This is a genomic window from Urbifossiella limnaea, assembly GCF_007747215.1.
GTDB classification, from domain to species: domain Bacteria; phylum Planctomycetota; class Planctomycetia; order Gemmatales; family Gemmataceae; genus Urbifossiella; species Urbifossiella limnaea.
Window position 1 is genome coordinate 6,782,044 of record NZ_CP036273.1, and the last position, 20,623, is coordinate 6,802,666.

Genomic DNA, 20,623 nt, shown 5'->3' on the forward strand with positions numbered 1-20,623 from the left:
GCAGCGGCCGTTACGCCACCGGCCTGCCCGCAGCCGTCGTCGCAGGGCTACCACCCCGCGGCGATGAGCGCCCGCTCGGCCGCCTCCGACTCCCGGCGGCGCTCGGCCGGCGTTCTCGCCGGGGTGACCGGCCCACTGGCCGCCGCCGTCGTCGCGGCCCGGAACCGGGCCAGCGCCTCCCGGCTCGTCACCCAGTTACCACCGCTGCGCACCGCCTCCAGCCGCACGACCACGCCGCCGACCCGAACCCCGCGGGTCGCCCAGCGGACCAAGCGGTAGCGGCTGGCATGAGCCGCGCCCTTGGCGCCGGGCTCCTCCCGGGCGGCCTGGGCGATCGTCAGCACCGTCTCGGCGAGGATGTCGGTCACGCCGTGGCCCCCGCGGCGGTCGAGGCGACGATCGGCGGGTGCCCCGCCGCGGTGGCCGCGGCCCGGACCACGCCGAGGTCGGCCAAGCTGAAGCTCCAGAACTTGCCGCACCGGACCGCCGGCACCTCGCCCCGCTCGGCGAGCGCGCGAAGGAGGGCCGTCGTCACCCCGGCGCGGATCGACATCTCCGAGATCAGCACCCGTCGCTCGCCCGCGAGCGGTTCCGGGATCAGAACCTGCTGTCGCCTCGTCGGCATCGTCTACCTCCTGGATGGCCCGTTCCCGACACCCGTCGGGCGTCATGAGTCAGTCTCGACGCTACGCGGGGCACCTGCGGTCCCCGCCCCGTGCGCGGACCGCGGTACGCACCGCGACCGGCACCGGTCGCGGTGTCGCAACCAGCGTGTCATCCACGCCCTAACTCAGCTAAAGCAACGACTTACCGCACGGCCGAAAGGCTCCCCACCCCCACTACTATCCGTGATCGGCGCGTGCCTCGATCCTTCACACCCCCGACGCCCGACGCCCGTCGGGTGTCACGTCCCGAATGCACTGTAACAGGCTGTCGGAGGGGGGCGGGCTCGACGCTGAGACTTCTGGCCCTAGGAAATGACGGATCGAGCCCGGGGGACGAATGACGCTCGGCGAACTGCTCGCGCTGGACTACGTCAGCGACCTCACCAACTCCTATATGGTCGCGCAGTTCTTTACATACCCGAGCGTGTTTGACTTCGTCCCACTTGGACCTGCGGCCGTGGAGGAGATCAGGTTCCTCACGCGGTATGCCGCGGCGGCGTGCTACAGCAGCTCGGCCGCGCGGGGCGTGGATGACGCTTGGAATGTGTGGAAGCGGGTGGTCTATTCAATCCGGGCCCTCCTCCGGACGCCGCCCGAGTGGCGCAACCCGTACGCCGACCGTCGGGCGCTCGCCGTGAGTGCCCTCGCACAATTCGCGTGGGCGCCCCCGGTCGCCCGCCAAGTCGCACGACCGGGCGCGATCCCTGGCAACGCGTTGGTCTGCGCCGTGATCGGTGAGAATAAGCCGTCCGAGGAAGTGGAGCGGGTGATTCGATTTCTGACCGATGCGTTGACCTCAGGGGGCGAAGAAGGGGCGTTCCTTGACCCCGGAGAGGTGTGTGTTTCCTACACGCCCGACCTAGCCGGGCTAATGTGCCAACAGTGTCACGCCCTGATTCCACTGACCAAGACTGGCCGAATCCCCCGCCGCGTCCGGTGCGAGCCGTGCCAGAAGGCGAAGGAGTACGCGTCGTGGAAGGCGCGCGACCCGGAGAAGGCCCGGGCGTTGTGGAGGAATTCCAAGAGCACCGACCGCCGGCAGCCGCCACCGGTGAGGGGTTAGCGTTCGAACCTTGGGTAGGTGCTTACCCGCGGAGCCGCGCCAGGAGCTCGCGGCGCGTCTCCCTGTCCGCCCCCAAGGCGACGCCGAGATGGTTCAGGAGCCGCTGGTCCTGGTGCGCTTCCTGGGCACTCCGGTACGTCAGGTCGTGGCACGTTCGGCAGCCGAAGTACCGCGAGCCCGGGGGGAGGTACAACTTGCCCGCGCGCCGGTTGCAGGCCACGCCGCGCACGACCAGCGGACAGGTGAACCACCAGCGCGAGCCGCCGAACGGCGTGGGCGTCCTCTCCAACCAGACCAAGATCCGCACGTCCTCGGCGTCGCGCCAGCGGTAGCTCAGGGTGATCGAGGGCGCGTCGTTGTTCCAGGTTACGACGTAGCCGATGGACGATCTGGCACCGCTCGACGAGGTCCAGGCGAGCGCGCCGGCCGCGGTTTGGTAGAGCGACTTGCGGAAGTCCCTCAGGGACAGCGTCAGCGACTCCTCGACGGTCGATTTCCGGGACTGCCAGCGCCACCAGTTCCCGCTGCCCCGCCCGCCCATCGCCGCCTCGGATTATGCCAAAATCAATTGGGTGTCCGACGCCCCGCTTCGAGGCGGGATGTCTGCGCTTCCACAGCATAGCGGCTGCGCGGACGGGGGTCTGGGGCGATGGCCTGCGCGGGTCGAAGCGGACCGTTGAAGGGCGCTGCATCTGGCGCGGTCCGTGTGCAACACCCCGGCGTGACCCCGCTACCGCCGCTTGGCGGCCCGGGCGCGGGCCAGGTAGTCGCACCGCATGGGGTGGCGCGCCCGCTCGCGGGCCGCCCGCCAGACCTCCCGCTCGGCCTCCGCCGCCAGCACCCGCGCCTGGACGTTCGCGAAGAACACCTCGGCCGCGTCCCGCATCGCGGCGGCGAAGACGGGGTCGGACCGCCACCTGTAGACGCTCGCCCGGTGGACCCCCGCGAGGCGGGCGGCCGGGGCGACGGCCAGCCGCTCCTGGTACGCCGCGAGGAACCGCCGCTGCCGGTCGCTCAGCGGCGGCACCTTAGCATTTCTCAACAATGTGTCGCATGTGTCGCACGCTGCCGGGTGGGCGGCTTCGGGAGGGTCAGGGTCGGGCTGGGACACGAGTGGGCCTCCGGGTGACGGCGGGCGGGGTGCCGATCCCCCACGATAAACCCTACCGCCGCTGCCACGCCGACCGGCCCGCTGTCGGCTCCGTTGTGGCCAGTCGGCGGCTTAACCTTTCTTAACTTGGTGTCGCAGGTGTCGCACGGCGTTATCCGCACAACCGCCGGGCTTCGCTACTTTTTGCTACTTTTGCAAACGGCTGCTGCGTACCTGCCGGGTCTGCGGCCACGAGCCGAGGCCCGGGCGGCCCCTGCCGACACAAACCCCGCACCCCGGTGTTGCGGTGGGATCTCGGTGCCCCGCCGGCCCAGGCCCGTATGCGGTCATGGTGAGTGCCGCCGGCCGGAGCCCTACAGCATCAGTCACGACACAATTCGGCTGGCCCGACCCGCTCCGCGGTCACGTCCACCTGATCTACGCCACCGACGACGACGAGCGCGCCTGGGAGTTCACGTCACGCGGTGCGAAATGTGCGAAACTGGTCGGGTTTACGTGCTGGCGGGAGGCACGGTTCCGACGCACAATGGGCCCACCTCCCGGAGCCCGCCCGTGATCCGCTACCTCGCCCCGCTCGCGCTCGTCGTCACACTCGCGGGGTTCGCGGAGGCCCAGCCCTCCCGCAAACCGAACATCGTCGTGGTCGTCGCCGACGACCTCGGGTACGCCGATGTCGGCTTCCAGGGGTGCCGCGACATCCCTACGCCGCACCTCGACGCGCTGGCGCGGGGCGGGGTCGTCTGCACCAGCGGGTATGTTACCCACCCGTTCTGCTCGCCGACCCGGGCCGGGCTGCTGACGGGCCGTTACCAGCAGCGGTTCGGCCACGAGAACAACCCGGCGTGGCTCCCTGACAACGCTACCGTCGGGCTTCCGCTCGACCAGACGACGCTCGCCGACGCGCTGCGACGGGCCGGGTACAAGACCGGGGCCGTCGGCAAGTGGCACCTCGGGGCGCACCCGTCGTACCACCCGAACCGCCGCGGGTTCGAGTCGTACTTCGGGCTGCTCGGCGGCGGGCACCAGTACTTCGACCACAACCAGTTCCGCACCAACCCGGCCCGCGCCCGGCAGGAATACTTCATACCCCTCGTCCGTAACTCCGAGCCGGTCGAGGAGAGCGACTACCTCACCGACGCCATCGGCCGGGAGGCGGCGGCGTTCGTGGACCGGCACCGCGGCGACCCGTTCTTCCTGTACCTCGCGTTCAACGCCCCGCACACGCCGCTCCAGGCACCGCCGGCGTACCTCGACCGCGTCCGCGGTATCGCCGACGAGAAGCTCCGCACCTACGCCGCCATGGTGTGCGGGCTCGACGACGCCGTCGGCCGGGTGGTGGCGCGGCTGAAGGCGCACGGGATCGCCGACGACACGCTCGTCGTCTTTTTCAGCGACAACGGCGGGCCGGTCGGGGTGACGAACTGCCGGAACACCCCGCTCCGGGGTGCGAAGGGGCAGGTGTACGAGGGCGGCGTGCGGGTGCCGTTCTTCGTGTCGTGGCCAGCGGCGCTGAAGCCGGGCCGGTTCGAGCACCCGGTGAGTTCGCTCGACGTGTTCCCGACCGCCGTCGCCGCCGCGGGCGGGCAGCCGGCGGCCGGGCTCGACGGCGTGAACCTCCTCCCCCACCTCCGCCGTGACACGACGGCGGGGCTTGCCGACCGCACCCTGTTCTGGCGGACCGGCGGCGGGCAGAACTTCGCGGTGCGGCGCGGGGTTTACAAGCTCGTGCGGGTCGGCAAGGCGCCGGCCGAGCTGTACCACCTCGGCGACGACATCGCCGAATCGCGCGACCTCGCCGCGACCCGGTCGGACACGGTCGCCGCGCTGCAGCGCGAGCTCGACGCCTGGAACGCGACGCTCGTCGCCCCGCGGTGGCAGAACCCGCAGCCGGCCAAGAAGAAGTCGTAACGCCCCGGAGTCCCCCCGATGCTCCGCCTCCTCTCCGCCGCCGTCGTGGTCGCGGCCGCCGCAGGCCCGGCCGCCGCCCAGCCGCGCAAGCCGAACGTCGTCGTCATCCTGGCCGACGACCTCGGGTACGGCGACGTGTCGTGCTACAACCCGGACCGCGGTCGCATCCCGACGCCACACATCGACTCCCTCGCCCGTGACGGGATGCGGTTCACCGACGCCCACTCGTCGTCCGGCGTGTGCTCGCCGACCCGGTACTCGCTCCTCACCGGCCGCTACCACTGGCGGACGCGGCTGCAAGCCGGCATCGTGGGCGTGTGGGGCGCCCCGCTGATCGCCCCGGACCGGCTGACGGTCGCCGGCCTCGCCCGGCAGCACGGCTACCACACCGCGTGCGTCGGCAAGTGGCACCTCGGCTGGGACTGGCCGATCACGGCGGACCAGAAGAAGCACTTCCAGGGGCTTGGCGGCAAGGCCGGCGGAGGCGGGAAGGCGGTCGAGGCGACGACGCCCGAGATGGTCGCGGCGTGGAAGGACGTATTCGCCCGAAACATCCCCGGCGGGCCGACGACGCGCGGCTTCGCCGAATACTTCGGGACGTGCGTGCCGAACTGGCCGCCGTACTGCTTCATCGAGAATGACCGCACCGTCGGTGTGCCGTCGCGGCTGCTGCCGGCGGCGCAGCTGGTGCGGAACCGGGCCAGCCTGCAAGGACCGGCGCTGCCCGACTGGAAGCTCGAAGACGTGCTCCCGGCGCTGGCCGACCGGGCGTGCGACGTGATCGCCCGCGGCGCGAAGGCGAAGCAGCCGTTTCTCCTGTACCTGCCGCTGACCGCCCCGCACACGCCGATCGCCATCGCCCGCGAGTGGCAAGGCCGCAGCGCGATCGGCCACCCCTACGCCGATTTCGTGATGCAGACCGACGCGGTGATCGGCCGGGTGCTCGACGCGCTGCGGACGAACGGCGTCGCCGACGACACCCTCGTGATCTTCACCAGCGACAACGGCTGCGCGGCGTACATCGGCGTGCCGCAGTTGGAAGCCGCCGGGCACTTCCCGAGCGGCCCGCTGCGGGGGTACAAGGCCGACGCCTGGGAAGGCGGGCACCGCGTCCCGTTCATCGTCCGCTGGCCCGGTGTCGTCCGGCCGGGGACGACGTGTTCGCAGACGATCTGTTCGGTGGACATCATGGCGACGCTCGCGGAGGCGCTCGGGGCGACGCTCCCGCCGACCGCCGGCGAGGACAGCGTCAGCCTGATGTCACTGCTGCGCGGCGGCGACCGGCCGATTCACGAGGCGGTCGTGCATCACTCGTCGTCGGGCGTTTTCGCCGTGCGATCGGGGAAGATGAAGCTGATCTTCGGCCCCGGTAGCGGCGCCCCGGACGGAACCCGCCCGCACCTGTACGACCTCACCGCCGACCTCAGTGAGCGCCGCGACCTAGCCACCGAGCAGCCCGACGAGGTGCGGCGGATCACGGCGCTGATGGAGAAGATGGTCGCCGACGGCCGAAGCACCCCGGGCGCGGCACAGAAGAACGACCTGCCCGTGGCGATCATCCGACAGCCGAAGACGGACGCGCCGCCGAAGACGGACGCGCCGCCGAAGACGGACGCGCCGCCGAAGACGGACGCGCCGCCGAAGACGGACGCCCCGGCCCCGCCGCGCGACCTCATTTACCGCGAGGCGTCAGACGACAAACTCAAGCTCCACGTCTTCGACCCGCCGGACCTGATGGCCGGCGACGGGCGGACGGCGGTCGTGTTCTTCTTCGGCGGCGGGTGGAACGCCTGGAACCCGTCGCAATTCGACTCATTCGCCCGGCACTTCGCCGCGAAGGGGTGCGTCGCCATCTGCGCCGACTACCGCGTCGCGTCGAAGCACAAGACGACGCCGGCGGATGCGGTCCGCGACGCGAAGGCGGCGATCCGCTACGTCCGCGCCCACGCCCGCGAGCTCGGCGTGGACCCGAAGCGGATCGTCGCGGCCGGCGGGTCAGCCGGCGGGCACCTCGCGGCCTGTACGACGATCGTGCCAGGTTTCACCGACGGGAGAGACGAGGAGGCCGCGGCCGACGGGCTGGTGCTGTTCAACCCAGTGCTCGACCTCCTCAGCCTGAAGCGCGGTGACGACCTCAAGGTCATCTCCCCGCAGCAACACGTCCGCCGCGGGCTACCGCCCACAATCGTGTTCCACGGCACCGCCGACACCACGGTGCCGTTCGCTCAGGTGACGGCGTTCGAGAAGGCGATGGCCGCCGCCGGGAACGTGTGCGAGGTGGCGGCGTTCGACGGCCGCGGGCACGGGTTCTTCAACAGCCCCGAGTTCCGCAAGACGCTCAAAAGCGACGACTACGAGGAATGTCTGCGGAGGATGACCGCGTTCCTCGAACGACACCGCTTCCTGCCGGCCCGCACCCCCTGACCCCGAGCCCGCACATGACGCGCCTCCGCCTCGCGGCCGTCGCGGCGGTGTCTTGCGCGCCCGCCGGCGCGCCCAGCCCGCTACGCGGCCGGCGAGCGTCGTGGCCATCCTCGCCGGCGATAACCGCAACTTCCCAGACGGACGCCCCGCCATAGGCCCGAAACGGCACCGGCTTTCGTGCCACCGTCACCGGCCCCCGCCGCCGCCCGGCCAGATCGCCGAGTGCCACGACGCCCCACCTCCCCGACGCCTGCCCGCACTGCCGGGGCCGCCTCGACCGCCAGCGAGCAACGGCTGAACGACCTGCGGAAGGCCGGCGACCTGAAGTGGTTCCAGGTCTGGGACACGGCCGGGGCGATGCCGACCGCGGGCGGGGAGGGAGGCGGGCGACGGGGGGGGCGGGCCGAGTGCCGGGCCGACATCCTGGAGATTGTCCGCCGGGTGTGGACGTGATAGCATCGGTGCGACTTCCCGGGACTCGCACCCATGCCTGCCGACCCGCCCGACCTCACCGCGCGGACGCCCGACCCGGACGTTACCACCCGCCGCGGCGACTCGCTCCCGCCTCTCGCCATCACCCCACCGGCCGGCGGGCGGTACGTCCTCGGCGCCGAGATCGCCCGCGGCGGCATGGGCGCCGTCTACCGGGCCACCGACACGGCGCTGGGCCGCGAGGTGGCGGTGAAGCTGCTCCAGGAGCAGTTCGGCCCGGACAGTGGCACCGCCCGCCGCTTCGCCGACGAGGCCCACATCGCCGGCCAGCTCCAGCACCCGGGCATCCCTCCGGTCCACGACTTCGGCACCCTCCCCGACGGCCGCCCGTTCCTCGCCATGAAGCTCATCAAGGGCGACACCCTCGACCAGCTCTTGCGCACCCGCCGCGACCCGGGCGACGACCGCGGCCGGTTCGTGGCGGTGTTCGAGGCGGTGTGCCAGGCGGTCGGGTACGCCCACGCCCACGACGTGATCCACCGCGACCTGAAGCCGGCGAACGTGATGGTCGGCGCGTTCGGCGAGGTGCAGGTCATGGACTGGGGGTTGGCGAAGGTGCTGCGGCCCGGGGGCGCGGCCGACGGGACGGTCGCCGACGCAGGCGCCACGGCCCCGAACACCGAGGTGCGCTCCCTCCGCGGCTCGGACGGGCACCACACGCAGGCCGGGGCGGTGATGGGGACGCCGGCGTACATGCCACCGGAGCAGGCGGCGGGGGCGGCGCACAAGGTGACACCGCGGAGCGACGTGTTCGGCCTCGGCGCGGTGATGGCGGTTATCCTGACCGGTCGGCCGCCGTTCGAGGCGGGGTCGGCGGAGACGACGCGGGTGAAGGCCGCGCAGGGGGACGTGGCCGACTGTCTGTCGCGGCTGGACGCCTGCGGGGCGGAGCCGGAGCTGGTGGCGCTGTGCAAGCGGTGCCTGAGCCCGCGCCCGGCCGACCGCCCGGCGAACGCCGGGGAGGTGGCGGCGGCGGTGGCCGACTTCCGGGCGCAGGCGGAGGCGCGGGCGCGTCAGGCGGAGCTCGACCGGGTGAAGGCGGAGGGCGAGCGGGCGACGGCCGAGGCGAAGGCGGAGGCGGAGGCAATCACCCGCCGCGAGGCGGAGGCGCGGGCGGCGGAGCAGCGGAAGCGGCGGCGGGTGCAGGTGTGGCTGGCGGCGGCGGCGGTGCTGCTGGTGGCCGGGGCCGGCGGCGTGGCCGTGTGGCGGGTGGACGAGGAGGGGAAGAAGCGGACCGAGGCCGCACGGTTGGAGGGCGAGGAGGGCGAGCGGAAGTCGCGGGCGGCGGACGCGGTGGGGGACCTGCTGGACCGGACGAAGGCGGTACTCGAAGCGGGCGACGCCGCCCGCGCCGCCCCGCTCCTCGACCAGGCCGACCGCCGCGCCGCCGACGACGCCGTGGCCGAACACGCCGACCGCCGAGCCGCCTACGCCCGCGATTTGGCGATGCTCCGCACCCTGGACGGGGTGAACGACTTCCGCTGGACGGTGCTGGACTCAAAAACACTCCCGCTGCCGGAGCGGGTGGTGGAGCGGTGGGCGGCGGCGTTCGCCGGGTACGGGATCGTACCGGGCACCACTCCGCCGGCCGAGGCCGCCGCGCGCATCAACGCCTCACCCATCCGAACTGCGCTGCTTGCTGGCCTGGACGGTTGGCTGGCCCGGTCGCGGTCGGCGGCGGTCCGCGATCTTTTGTCCACGGCCGACCCGGACCCGTTCCGGGATGATGTGCGGCAGCGGATGGCGGCCGGGGACGTGGCCGGACTGTCGGCACTGGTCGGGCGGCACGAGTGGGCAGCCCAGCCGTCGGGGCTGGTGTTGGCGTACAGCGGCTCTCCGGCGATGCCGACCGCGCCCGCCCGGCAGCTCCTACTCCGGTTCGCGGTGGCGCGGCGGACGGACTTCGCCCTGCTGATGCAACTCGGCGATACCTACCTGATCAAAACCTCTGATAAGGCCGGCGAGCGGGTCCGGTGGTATCAAGCCGCGGCGGCACTCCAACCTGAGAATGCGACCGCGCTCTACAACCTGGGGAACGTCCTCCTTGACCGGAAGGACCTGGACGGGGCGGCGGCGGCGTACCGGGAGGCCATCCGCCTCGACCCCAAGTATGCCCTCCCGCACAACAACCTGGGGATCGTCCTCTACGAGCGGAAGGACCTGGACGGGGCGGCGGCGGCGTACCGGGAGGCCATCCGCCTCGACCCCAAGCACGCCCGCCCGCACAACAACCTGGGGATCGTCCTCTACAAGCGGAAGGACCTGGACGGGGCGGCGGCGGCGTACCGGGAGGCCATCCGCCTCGACCCCAAGTACGCCCTCCCGCACTACGGCCTGGGGAACGTCCTCTTCGACCGGAAGGACCTGGACGGGGCGGCGGCGGCGTACCGCGAGGCCGCCCGGCTTGACCCCAATCTCACTCCCCCGCCCCTCGGCCTGGGGAACGTCCTCCGCGACCGTAAGGACCTGGACGGGGCGGCGGCGGCATACCGGGAGGCCATCCGCCTCGTCCCCGTGTTCGCCGTCCCGCACAAGGGCCTGGGGATCGTCATCCGCGACCGTAAGGACCTGGACGGGGCGGCGGCGGCGCTCCGTGAGGCCATCCGCCTCGATCCCAAGCACGCCAACTGGCACAACCACCTGGGGATGGTCCTCCGGGCCAAGGGGGAGTTGGACGGGGCGGCGGCGGCGTACCGGGAGGCCATCCGCCTCGACCCCAAGTACGCCCTCCCGCACCACGGCCTGGGGACCCTCCTCCGCGACCGGAAGGACCTGGACGGGGCGGCTGCGGCGCTCCGTGAGGCCATCCACCTCGACCCCGCGCTCGCCCAACCACACCACAGCCTAGGGACCGTCCTCCAAGCCAAGGGAGACCTGGACGGGGCGGCGGCGGCGTTCCGGGAGGCCGCCCGGCTCAATCCGAAAGACGCGGTCGCGGTCAACAACCTCGGTGATGTGCTCGAACGCCAGGGTGACCTGACGGGTGCGGAGGAGCGGTACAGGGAGGCACTTCGGATCGACCCGAAGTACGCCGTCGCGTTCGTCGGGGTCGGTGACGTGCGGCGGAAGTGGGGGCGGTACGACGAGGCCATAGCCGCCTACCGGGCGGCCCTCGGTGTTCAGCCGACGCTCGGCTCCGCCCGGGAGGGGCTCGACTACTGCCTGCGGGTGCAGCGCGGCGAGGTGCCGACCGCCCCGCCGCCGCGAGCGGTGACCCGGTGAGTGCTCCCGGTCATGGCTCGGGGATCGGGGGAGGGGGCCGCCGCTGGACGGGCGGGGAATTTTCTGTGAGCGGTTCACGACACCTTCATGTGTGGCAAGTCGGCAAGTCTAACAGAGCTAAAGCGCGAACAGACGGAAACCGATTCGGCACCTGGCCCGGCGGGCGGGTAGGCTTTGTCTGGTGCCTCACCCGCCGAGTCCCGCCGATAGATGTGTTCATGTCCCGCCTTGGAGTCGCACCCATGCTCGGCTGGTTCCGGCGGTACGTTTGGAGGGCCGGCCGGGCGGCTGGGGCGCCGGTCCGGCCGGTGTCCCCTGGCGAAGGGTCGGCGGCGGACGACCTGGACACGCTCCGGGCGTGGCTGGGTGCCCTCTCGACCTGGCATAGTACAGTTATCGAGAGCCCCCCCGTCATCGGCCTCGACCCAACCCTGATCGACGCCGAGTTCGGCCGTGCGCTCGTTGCCGCCGAGGAAGAACTAGCCGCGCGCTCCGCAGAGGAAGAAGCAGACGGTTACACCGCGAAGTACACTGGGTCGGACGCGGCGGCCGCAGGGGCCAGGTACGTAGTGCGGAACCTACGGGTGGCCCGCGAGGCCGTAACCCGGGTGGGGCTGACGCGCCCCGTCCGGCAGACCTTGGATGGGGCACCGGAGGGGGCGACCCTGGCAGCCCTGACCGACCCCCGGTCCAGCGCCGGACTAGTCCGAGCGACCCTCGCCGATCTCGGCCCCAGGGACCACGGCCTAGCCCCTGCTCTCGTCCGCATGCTCTCGGAGGACGACGAGCCGTGCCCGCCATTCTCGCTCATGACCCGGCACGGGGTGGCCCGGGAGGCGATTCGGCAGATCGGCCCCGCGTCCCTGGGCCCGCTGCTGGCCAGCGTGCTGGACGACGGGGTGGGCGGCCGTCCCACGGCCATCCGGGAGGCCGTCCGGGAGTTCGGCGGCGAAGCCATCGAGCCCCTGCTCGCCACCCTCCACCGGGTGCAGGCGGGTGGAGCCGCGTCCGACTGGGTCGCTGACCTTCTCGTCGCCGTGGACGCTGCCGACCGAATGGTGGTTGCGCTGGCCGACAGATGTCGAGCGAGCTACGGGGCAGCCCGCGAATGGACCCTCGCTCGCCTGCTCCGACACGCCGGCGACTCGACACCCGTCGGCCCACTATTGACCCTGGGAACCGAGCACGCCTACCAGCGGGAGCGGGCGATCCAGCTGGCGTTACAGGAGGTGGCCGGCGACGGGCCTGGAACCGCGGAGTTCCTCATCGACGCCCTTGAGGGACCCGATCCGGCGGTGCGGAAGCTCGCACTGGTCGGACTCTACCGCCTCGGCCCGCGGGGGGCTCCGGCCCTCTCGGCGCTACGTGCCGCGGCAGCCGACCCCGACCCGGTGGTCGCCCGGATGGTGGGGAATGCCATCCGGGCGGTCGGGCACGGAGGCTGAAATGCTCATGGTTGATGTGGCAAGAGTCGAATCGACCTGCTTTCGACGAGCAGCTTAGGGGTTCGGTCCGCGGTCCGTGAACGGACCGGAAACGGACCGGAAACCCGGTTTCGAGGCACCATTTTGAGCGGAATGAGCGGCTTGCACGCCCCGCCTTATTGATGTAAATTGCTAGGAATGCAGGCACTTCGCGGTGGTTAAGTCGGTTGCCCGACGGGACTTCTAAGCGGGATGTTCCGGGTTCGAGTCCCGGCGGGCGTATCTGACAAGTCGATTCGGCCACACCGTTTAGGTGTCCGCCCCGCGTGGGGCGTGCGGCCGGGATAGCCAAGGTTTACGGAACGTCGTTCCGTAAACCCCTTCCCGGGGGTTCCGCATGCCTCGTCCCAGAAGCAAGTTCCCCACGTACTGCAAGCACCCGCAGCAGAACTCTGCCCGCTGCTGGGTCGGCGGCCGGTGGGTCGCGCTCGGCCGGTACGACAGCCCTGAGAGCCGGGCCGAATTCGCACGGCTGTGCGGCGAACTTGCCGCCGGCACCCCGGCCGCGGTCGGCGCCCGATCGGCGACGACGCCGCCCCACCGGCGAGGCCGACGAATACCGGCAGGCGCTGCGCGTCGTCCGCGAGCGCTACGGCCACACGTGGCCCTGCGCGCGGCGCGGAAGTCGAAGGTACAGCCGTCGCAGGTGGACCGCTCGAAGCCGGACGCGGAGACGGTGCGGAAGACCGGCACGGAGTTCACCCACGACAGCTACGCCGCCTTCGTCCACCGGGCGTGCGAGCGGGCCGGCGTGCCGCCGTGGTCGCCGGGTCAGCTGCGGCACAGTTTCGCCACCGAGGTGCGGTCGCGGTTCGGCCTGGAGGCCGCGCAGGTGCTGCTGGGACACAAGCGGGCGGACGTGACCCAGGTGTACGCCGAGACCGCGTTGGCGAATGCGGTGGAGGCGGCGAAGGCGATGGGGTGAGGTGCCGGCACACCCCGCGCGAAAACAGTAATCGGTGGTGGCAGGTTTGCGAGGTTCGATCCGCTTAGGGGGTAGGCATCCCGGGCAAGGTGTGGAGTCTCGCATGACCGCTTACCGAATTGGCACCGGCCTGATGGTCCTCGGTTGCTTGCTCTACGGGGCGGCGTGCGTCGTTCCCGTTTCCCCAGGCGTGCCGGGGGTCATGCTGTTAACACTGCCTTTCGTCTTCGCGCCCGCGGCGGTCGCGATCGAGGGCGTGGCAGTCAAGTACTTCTGCGGAGTCGGACTCTGGCTCGCCAACCCGCTCGCGGCTGTCGCCATGCTCCAGGCTTACCGACGCGAGTACTACGCGGCCGCTTTCCTCAGTTTCTGGGCGGCGATTCTGGCGATGGCGGCCGTACTCGTGCTCCCGCCGGTCCATCTGGCTGGCTGCCTGTGGGCCGGTAGCATGGTCGTCTTGGCAGTCGCCCACCCGGTTCGGGGGCGTGCGATAAAGAAGGCTCGCCGCGCCGACTGGCGGGGTGAGGCGGGTTGGACACGACCGGGGTAAAGTGCTGGTGTCCGTGGCATTCCAGCACCGCCCCGGGCGGGTGTCACCCGGCGCCCGGGGGTTGTCCCTCCCGGGCGTTCGGCGTTCGTGGGTCAGTCGAACGTGCTGTTGAGCGGCGCGAACGGCACCCGCCGGTAGCGCTTGAAAGTCAGGAACTGCGCGCCGATGGTGCGGTCGGCGATCTGCGCCGGCGTCGGCGGCACCTCGGGCACTCGGGCGCGTACATCACGCGGTACACCGTGCCCGCGAGGTGCACGCCGTAGCCTGCGAAACCGGTAAAGAATTGAAGATTCTGCAATCTTAAAAACCACCAAGCGTATAATTAAATCCCGCGGCCGGCCGGACCCCGCGATTCCTACCCCGGACGAACGCCATGCGTCACGAACGCCGGCCGGACCAACAACACATCTCCGACCTGCCCGTCTCGGTTGCGTCCGCGGCCCGCGTACCAGCTCCGGGAACGGCGGCGCCCGCGCCCGCCCTCGCGCCGCGCGTTCCCGACGCGACGGTCCTTCGGGTCTACACCAGGGTCGGCGGCCCCCTGGACGGCACCTGCCCGCTCGGCGTCTAACGGCACGGGCACCTGGGAGTGGCGATGCGCGACAACCCGAAGCACCGAAGCCGGGCAAAGCTGCTGTACCCGGCCCTGTCCCCGGAGGCCGCGGCCCTGATGCGGCGCCGGGTGACCCTGATACTCGGGTTCGTCCCCCTTCCCGAGATGACTCAAGCGGAGACGGACTGGGTGTTCCACCAGTCTCAGCGGGCGGCCGACGACCAGTAGCAACGCCCGCCGCCCGCCCCGATCCCAACACCAACGGAGCGGAGCACGATCTCGGCCCACACCACCTCCCCCGCGACGACCCACAGCCGCCACCCGTTCACCACGGCCCCCGAGCCCGGGGACCGGCTGCACGCCCCTGCGGCGGGCCGGTAGCCGGAGCACCGCGGGGTGGGAGGCCGGCCCCGCGCCGGCGGCTCGCCCCTCTCGCCCCCGGAAGGAATCGCGTGTGCTTCTCGACCGAGGTGAGTGCCGGGGTGGCCGTCGTACTGTTGCCGGTCGGCGGGTACTGCCTCGCCGCGGCCGCGGTCAAGGACCGGGCGTACCTCCCCCTGGCCGCACTCCCCCTCCTGTTCGGGGTCCAGCAGGTGTTCGAGGGCGCGGTCTGGTTCGCGGTCGGGCGGCACGACCCGGTACTCGCCCGGGCGGCGAGCGGCGCGTTCCTGTTCTTCGCCCTCGCCGTCTGGCCGGTCGGGGTGCCGCTTGCCGCCGCCGCCCTGGAGCGCCCCGGCCGGCGGCGTCGGGCGTTCGTGGGGCTCGCGGCCGCCGGGCTGGCCGTCGCCGCCGCGTACTTCGTCCCGGTCGCGGCCGGCGGGTGGGAGGGGCCGCGGGTCGTCGGCCACTCCCTCCGGTACGACCTGCCGGACCCCGGCCCGGTGTGGCCGGCTGCCTATCTGGCGGCCGTGTGCGTCCCCCTGGCCGCGTCCCGCGTGCCCGCCGTCCGCCCACTCGGGTGGCTGGCCCTGGCCGCCGCCGGGGTGTCCTACGTCGCCTTCCGGGAGGCGTTCGCGTCCGTGTGGTGCTTCCTGGCCGCGGCCCTGTCGGGCTACCTGGCGTACGTGTTGTGCCGGGTTCCAGACCCCCGGGCGTGGAATCTCGGCACCGAGTCCCGGCCGCCGGCCCTCCAACCCACATGACCGCCTGAGACACCGTGCGGCGGGTCGGTCCGGAAGTTGCCCTGACGATTTCCTACTCGCTCGAACAAGAGCCGGATTCGCGGAGGGGTGTCGTGACCGAGAAAGCCGTGGTTCCCGTCGCCGAGCCCGCTGCCGAACTCCCGACGGCCCCACCGGGCCGTGCCCCGGTCCTGGTCCAGGCGGTCATCCTCCTCGTCATCGTCGTCCCCCTCCTCGGGCTCGTCGCCGCACCGTTCTTCCTCTGGGGGTGGGGCTTCTCCTGGACCGACCTGGGCCTCCTACTCGGGATGTACCTGGCCACCGCCCTGGGCATCACCGTCGGGTTCCACCGCCTGTTCGTGCACCGCTCGTTCGAGACGTACACCTGGGTGAAGGTGGTGTTCGCCGCCCTCGGGTCGATGGCCCTCCAGGGGTCGCTGTTCAAGTGGGTGGCGTACCACCGCCGGCACCACCAGCACAGCGACTCGGCCGACGACCCGCACACCCCGCACCACGCCGGGGGCGGCGTTCTCGGGGCGCTCCGCGGGGCGTGGCACTCCCACGTCGGCTGGTTCTTCCGGGCCGACCCGCCGGACCTGTACGACTACGTCAAGGACCTGCAGAAGAGTCGCGCCCTCCGGGTCGCGGACGCCCTGTGGCCGCTGTGGGTCGTCCTCGGGCTGGTCATCCCCGGCCTCATCGGGGGCCTGGTGAAGATGAGCTGGGTCGGGGTGTGGTCGGGCATCGTCTGGGGCGGGCTGGCGCGCATCTTCCTCGTCCACCACGTCACCTGGAGCGTCAACTCGGCCTGCCACCTGTGGGGGTTCCGGCCGTACCGGAGCGCGGACGAGAGCCGCAACAACGTGGTGTTCGGGATCCTCGCCCTGGGCGAGGGGTGGCACAACGCCCACCACGCGTTCCCCACGTCGGCCCGCCACGGGCTCTCGTGGTGGCAGGTGGACGTGAGCTACTACCTGATCCGCGTGATGAGCTGGGTCGGCCTCGCCTGGGGCGTGAAGGTGCCGACCCACGAGGCGATCGCGCGGGCCGGCTGGAAGACACCGGCCGAGCCCGTGACGTCGGCTCAGCCCGCCGCCGACGCGACGTAAGTTCAGGCCACCGGTTGCGCCCGGATCGCCCACCCGGTCGGGTCCTGCTTCGGCTCTCCCGCGTCCCCGCCGGGAACCACGAACCAGGTGTTACACCGCGGGCACCGGCACCTCCACCCCGCGGTCGGCGGCTCCGTCTCCACCGTCTCGACGTGGAGCGAGTTCCCGCACTTCGTGCAACACAGTGTCATCAGTCGAAACACGGCTCATCTCCACGCGGGACGGGCCCTACCGAATGGTCCGGACCCGCGGTGCCTCGTGCAAATGTGCAGCCGCCGGGTGCTCGACGTCTCGGTCACCGCCACGCTCCTGCGGCCGGTCGACGGCGCCGCCCCGGCGGTCAGCCTCACCGAGCGGGACCTGACCGCGCGCAAGCGACTGGAACAAGACCTCCGGGAGCGGAGCGACCGAACCACGGCGATCCTGGAGGCGGCGGCCGACCCGATCATCACCTTCGCCGGGTCGGGAGTGGTCGAGTCCGTCAACCGGGCCGCCGAGCGGGCATTCGGGTGGCCGGCGGCCGAGCTGGTCGGCCGGAGCCTCGACACGCTGCTGGCCCGGTGCGACCGAACCCGCCACGAGTCGTACGTCACGGCCCTCATGAACGCCGGGGCCGAGAAGGCCGGGGGCGGCGACCGCGAGGTCGCCTGCGTCCGGCGGGACGGCACGACGTTCCCGGCCGACCTCACGGTCGGCCGGGTAGACCACCTCGACCGGTTCGTGGCCGTCATTCGGGACACCACTGAGCGGGAGCGGCTGGAGCGGGAGGTGCTGGAGATCGCCGCCGCCGAGCAGGAGCGGATCGGCCGCGAGCTCCACGACTCGGTCGGCCAGGAGCTGACCGGCCTCCGGCTGATGACCGAGGCGCTGGTGGGCGACCTCCGGGATCGGGGGGCCGAGGAACTGGGCCTCGCGGTCCGGGTCAGCGACGGCCTGCGGGACGCGCTCGCCCGGGTGCGCGCGCTATCCCGCGGGCTGGTGGCCGCCGAGGTGGACGCGGCCGGCCTCGGCCCGGCCCTCGCGGCGTTGGCCGACCGCGTCCGCGAGACGACGCGCGTGGGGTGTACGTTCGAGCCCGCCGGCACGCCCCGGCTCCCGGACGCGGCCGCCTCGCACCTGCTGCGGATCGCCGAGGAGGCCGTCACCAACGCCCTCCGGCACGCGGGCGCCACCCGGGTCTGGATCACCCTGACCGCCGGCGACGCCGCGACCGAACTCCGGGTCGGTGACGACGGCCGGGGGTTCACCACCGCGGAGGCCGAGGCGGCCGGCGGGCTCGGGCTAAAACTCATGCGCTACCGGGCCGGGCGGATCGGGGCGTCGTTCCGCCTCGACACCGGACCGGCCGGCACCCTCGTCGTCTGCTCCCTCCTGGCCGGGGCCGCCGATGCCCGATAAGCCCGCCGCCGCCGCCGCGCCCCCGATCCGCGTCCTGATCGTGGACGACCACCCGGTCACGCGGGAGGGGCTGGCGATCCGCCTGTCCCGGGAGCCCGACATCCGCGTGTGCGGGGAGGCGGCCGACATTCCGGAGGGGATCCTTCGGGCGACCGAGATCGCCCCCGACGTGGTGATCGTGGACGTGTCCTTGAAGGGCGGGGACGGGATCGAGCTGGTGAAGCGGCTCCGCGCTCGCCTCCCCGCGGCCCGGGCGCTGGTGTGGTCGAAACTGGAGGTGTTCCGGCTACTCGGGGAAGGGCTGAGCACCAACGAAATCGCCGGCCAGATCCACCTGAGCCCCAAGACCGTCGAGACGTACCGGGCGCGGATCCGGGCGAAACTCGGCGCGGACTCCGGGTCGGAGGTGCTCCGGCAGGCCATCCGCTGGGTGATCGAGAACAGCTGACCCGACGGGCGACAGCCGCGCGGCCGGATCGCGCTTCTGCCCCCGAACCGACACTCCGCCACTACCGCCGAATCATTTCCGACCCCGCGCCGCGGCCGCACTAGAATGACCGCATGGAACGGCTCAACAAATTCCTGGCCCACGCCGGCGTCGGGTCGCGGCGGCACTGCGACGACCTCATCGCCGCCGGCCGCGTCAAGGTCAACGGCCGGAAGGTCGTGGACCTCGGCCTCAAGATCGACCCCGCCAGCCACGACGTGTCCGTCGACGACCACCCGGTCAAGACCGAGCGGCCGGTGTACTGGGCCGTCAACAAGCCCGTCGGCTACCTCTGCACCAACGACGACCCCGACGGCCGCCCGCGCGCCGTCGAGTTGCTGCCGCACGTCGAGCAGCGCGTGTATACGGTCGGCCGGCTCGACGAGGCCAGCGAAGGCCTCCTGCTGATGACCAACGACGGCGAGCTGGCGCACGCGCTGACGCACCCGCGGTTCAGCATCCCCAAGACGTACCTCGTGCTCGTCGCCGGCAAGCCCGGACCTGACGACCTGCAGAAGCTGCTCGACGGCGTGTGGCTGTCCGACGGCAAGGTGCGGGCGTCGGACGTGCGGCGGCTCAAGCCGCAGGGCGACAGCACGTGGCTGCGCATCGTGCTGACGGAAGGGAAGAACCGCGAGATCCGGCGGATGCTGGCGGAGCAGGGGCACAAGGTGCTGAAGCTCCGCCGCGTGGCGATCGGCCCGGTGAAGCTGGACAAGCTGGCGAAGGGGAAGGCGCGGCGGGTGAGCGAGCCCGAGCTGGTCGAGCTGCGGCGGTGGGTGGCGCTGGCGTCGGAGCGCATCGCCAAGCTGAAGGAGAAGGCGGCCAAGGCGATCCCGGACGGGATGAAGCTGACGCCCCGGCCCAAGCCCACCGGCCCGCGCCCCGGCGCCGCGTTCAAGCCCGCCGGCCCGCGGCCGGGTGCCGCGTTCAAGCCCGCCGGTCCCAGGCCGGGCGGCGCGTTCCGACCCGCCGCGCCGAAGCCCGGCGCCGCGCCCCAGCCCGCCGGGCCGCGGCCGGGCGGCGCGTTCAAGCCGGCCGGCCCCAAGCCCAGCGCCGCGGGGAAGCCCGTGGCCGCGAAGCCGGGCGCCGCGTTCAAGCCCGCCGGCCCGCGGCCCGGCCCGGCCCGGTCGCCGGCCCGCCCCAAGGGCTGGCGTCCGCTGCCGAAGTCGCGCTGACCGCTCCTTCCTCCGCCGCACCCGCCATGTTCCAGCGCACCGCCCGCGTTCTCGAACACGTCCGCCTCGCCGAGCGGACGTACCGCGTCCGCCTGCACTGCCCCGACGTGGCGGCGGCGGTGCGGCCGGGGCAGTTCGTCATGCTGCGGCTGCCGGGCACGTCCGACCCGCTGCTCGGCCGCCCGTTCGCGCTCTACGACCTGTCGCCGGACAGCGCCGCGCTCGACGTGGTGTACCTCGTCGTCGGCAAGATGACGGGCCGGCTGGTGGACGTGCAGGCGGGCGAGGCGCTGGAGGTGTGGGGGCCGCTGGGGAAGCCGTTCCCGGAAGTCGGCAGCGTGGACGAGGTGCGGCTCGTCGCCGGCGGCATCGGGCAGACGCCGTTCCTGGCGTACGCGCGGGAACTGCTCGGCGCGCGCGGCTACAGCGGTGACGCCCCACGCCGGCGGGCGCGGCGGGTGACGCTGTACTACGGCGTCCGCACCGCGGCGCTGGCGGCGGGCGTGGACGACTTCCGCGCCGCGGGCGTGACCGTGAAGCTCGCCAGCGACGACGGCTCGCTCGGCACGAAGGGGTTCGTGACCCAGTTGCTCGCCGCCGAAGGCCCGGGCGGGCCGGTGGTGGGTTGCGGCCCCGAGCCGATGCTGCACGCGCTGGCGAAGTTGACGGCCGGGTGGGGCGTGTCGTGTCACGTGTCGCTGGAAACGCCGATGGCGTGCGGCGTGGGGGCGTGCTTCAGCTGCGTGACGAAGGTGAAGACGGCCGACGGGTGGGACTACAAGCGGGTGTGCGTGGACGGCCCCGTCTTCGACGCCGCGGCGCTGGCGTGGGAGTAAAGCGACACGCGTGAATGCAACCGAGCGGGGTCGCGTCAGCGCCCCGTGCGACCGCGGAGCATGCTAGCTCCGCGGTCGCACGGGGCGCTGACGCGAC

At 72.2% G+C, this 20,623-nt stretch carries 20 protein-coding genes; 16 read left to right on the forward strand and 4 right to left on the reverse strand.

Annotated elements, in window-relative coordinates; genetic code table 11:
* Nucleotides 1-47: 47 nt before the first annotated feature.
* Both ETAA1_RS27540 and ETAA1_RS27545 read right to left on the reverse strand, forming a co-directional pair.
* Nucleotides 48-368: a DUF1580 domain-containing protein gene (locus tag ETAA1_RS27540; RefSeq protein WP_145243841.1), complete on the reverse strand. Its 321-nt coding sequence runs from the start codon at nucleotides 366-368 to the stop codon at nucleotides 48-50.
* Complete coding sequence (locus ETAA1_RS27545; protein ID WP_145243842.1) at nucleotides 365-625, reverse strand: hypothetical protein; 261 nt, start codon at nucleotides 623-625, stop codon at nucleotides 365-367. Before ETAA1_RS27545 ends, ETAA1_RS27540 begins: the two co-directional genes overlap by 4 nt.
* Nucleotides 626-1,002: 377 nt before the next feature.
* Between ETAA1_RS27545 and ETAA1_RS27550 the strand changes: the two genes are divergently transcribed.
* Nucleotides 1,003-1,728 (forward strand): hypothetical protein, encoded by a 726-nt coding sequence (locus tag ETAA1_RS27550; RefSeq protein ID WP_145243843.1) that lies wholly within the window; start codon nucleotides 1,003-1,005, stop codon nucleotides 1,726-1,728.
* 22 nt (nucleotides 1,729-1,750) lie between these two features.
* Here ETAA1_RS27550 and ETAA1_RS27555 read toward each other — a convergent pair whose 3' ends face one another.
* Nucleotides 1,751-2,269: a hypothetical protein gene (locus ETAA1_RS27555; protein WP_145243844.1), complete on the reverse strand. Its 519-nt coding sequence runs from the start codon at nucleotides 2,267-2,269 to the stop codon at nucleotides 1,751-1,753.
* A 189-nt stretch (nucleotides 2,270-2,458) separates the two neighbouring features.
* Nucleotides 2,459-2,755: a hypothetical protein gene (locus ETAA1_RS27560; RefSeq protein ID WP_145243845.1), complete on the reverse strand. Its 297-nt coding sequence runs from the start codon at nucleotides 2,753-2,755 to the stop codon at nucleotides 2,459-2,461.
* Nucleotides 2,756-3,391: 636 nt separating this feature from the next.
* On the opposite strand from ETAA1_RS27560, the gene ETAA1_RS27565 reads away from it, so the two are divergent.
* The 15 genes from ETAA1_RS27565 (at nucleotide 3,392) to ETAA1_RS27635 (ending at nucleotide 20,526) form a co-directional block, all read left to right on the forward strand.
* Nucleotides 3,392-4,747 (forward strand): sulfatase-like hydrolase/transferase, encoded by a 1,356-nt coding sequence (locus ETAA1_RS27565; RefSeq protein WP_202920452.1) that lies wholly within the window; start codon nucleotides 3,392-3,394, stop codon nucleotides 4,745-4,747.
* Nucleotides 4,748-4,765: 18 nt separating this feature from the next.
* On the forward strand, nucleotides 4,766-7,171 hold the full coding sequence (locus tag ETAA1_RS27570) for a sulfatase-like hydrolase/transferase (protein WP_145243847.1): 2,406 nt from the start codon (nucleotides 4,766-4,768) through the stop codon (nucleotides 7,169-7,171).
* A 222-nt stretch (nucleotides 7,172-7,393) separates the two neighbouring features.
* Entirely contained in the window at nucleotides 7,394-7,624 is a 231-nt protein-coding gene (locus ETAA1_RS27575; protein ID WP_145243848.1) for a hypothetical protein, read from the forward strand.
* Nucleotides 7,625-7,657: 33 nt separating this feature from the next.
* On the forward strand, nucleotides 7,658-10,885 hold the full coding sequence (locus ETAA1_RS33595; protein WP_145243849.1) for a tetratricopeptide repeat protein: 3,228 nt from the start codon (nucleotides 7,658-7,660) through the stop codon (nucleotides 10,883-10,885).
* 242 nt (nucleotides 10,886-11,127) lie between these two features.
* Nucleotides 11,128-12,330, forward strand: a complete 1,203-nt coding sequence (locus ETAA1_RS27585; protein ID WP_145243850.1) for a hypothetical protein — start codon at nucleotides 11,128-11,130, stop codon at nucleotides 12,328-12,330.
* 640 nt (nucleotides 12,331-12,970) lie between these two features.
* Nucleotides 12,971-13,294, forward strand: coding sequence for a tyrosine-type recombinase/integrase (locus ETAA1_RS27590; RefSeq protein ID WP_202920453.1), 324 nt, complete (start codon nucleotides 12,971-12,973; stop codon nucleotides 13,292-13,294).
* Nucleotides 13,295-13,397: 103 nt separating this feature from the next.
* A complete protein-coding gene (locus ETAA1_RS27595; protein WP_145243851.1) occupies nucleotides 13,398-13,844 on the forward strand; it encodes a hypothetical protein in 447 nt (148 codons plus the stop codon).
* 373 nt (nucleotides 13,845-14,217) lie between these two features.
* Entirely contained in the window at nucleotides 14,218-14,415 is a 198-nt protein-coding gene (locus tag ETAA1_RS27600; RefSeq protein ID WP_145243852.1) for a hypothetical protein, read from the forward strand.
* A gap of 24 nt (nucleotides 14,416-14,439) precedes the next feature.
* Nucleotides 14,440-14,625, forward strand: a complete 186-nt coding sequence (locus ETAA1_RS27605; protein ID WP_145243853.1) for a hypothetical protein — start codon at nucleotides 14,440-14,442, stop codon at nucleotides 14,623-14,625.
* Nucleotides 14,626-14,849: 224 nt separating this feature from the next.
* On the forward strand, nucleotides 14,850-15,539 hold the full coding sequence (locus ETAA1_RS27610; protein ID WP_145243854.1) for a DUF6629 family protein: 690 nt from the start codon (nucleotides 14,850-14,852) through the stop codon (nucleotides 15,537-15,539).
* Nucleotides 15,540-15,631: 92 nt separating this feature from the next.
* The gene (locus tag ETAA1_RS27615; RefSeq protein WP_238389310.1) at nucleotides 15,632-16,627 is read left to right on the forward strand and encodes an acyl-CoA desaturase; all 996 of its coding nucleotides are present in this window, start codon (nucleotides 15,632-15,634) and stop codon (nucleotides 16,625-16,627) included.
* A 264-nt stretch (nucleotides 16,628-16,891) separates the two neighbouring features.
* The gene (locus tag ETAA1_RS27620) at nucleotides 16,892-18,025 is read left to right on the forward strand and encodes a sensor histidine kinase (protein WP_145243855.1); all 1,134 of its coding nucleotides are present in this window, start codon (nucleotides 16,892-16,894) and stop codon (nucleotides 18,023-18,025) included.
* Entirely contained in the window at nucleotides 18,015-18,473 is a 459-nt protein-coding gene (locus ETAA1_RS27625; protein ID WP_145243856.1) for a response regulator transcription factor, read from the forward strand. The genes ETAA1_RS27620 and ETAA1_RS27625 overlap by 11 nt, the downstream gene beginning before the upstream one ends.
* Before the next feature lie 113 nt (nucleotides 18,474-18,586).
* The gene (locus tag ETAA1_RS27630; protein ID WP_202920454.1) at nucleotides 18,587-19,690 is read left to right on the forward strand and encodes a pseudouridine synthase; all 1,104 of its coding nucleotides are present in this window, start codon (nucleotides 18,587-18,589) and stop codon (nucleotides 19,688-19,690) included.
* A gap of 26 nt (nucleotides 19,691-19,716) precedes the next feature.
* Nucleotides 19,717-20,526: a dihydroorotate dehydrogenase electron transfer subunit gene (locus tag ETAA1_RS27635; RefSeq protein ID WP_145243857.1), complete on the forward strand. Its 810-nt coding sequence runs from the start codon at nucleotides 19,717-19,719 to the stop codon at nucleotides 20,524-20,526.
* Nucleotides 20,527-20,623: the final 97 nt, after the last annotated feature.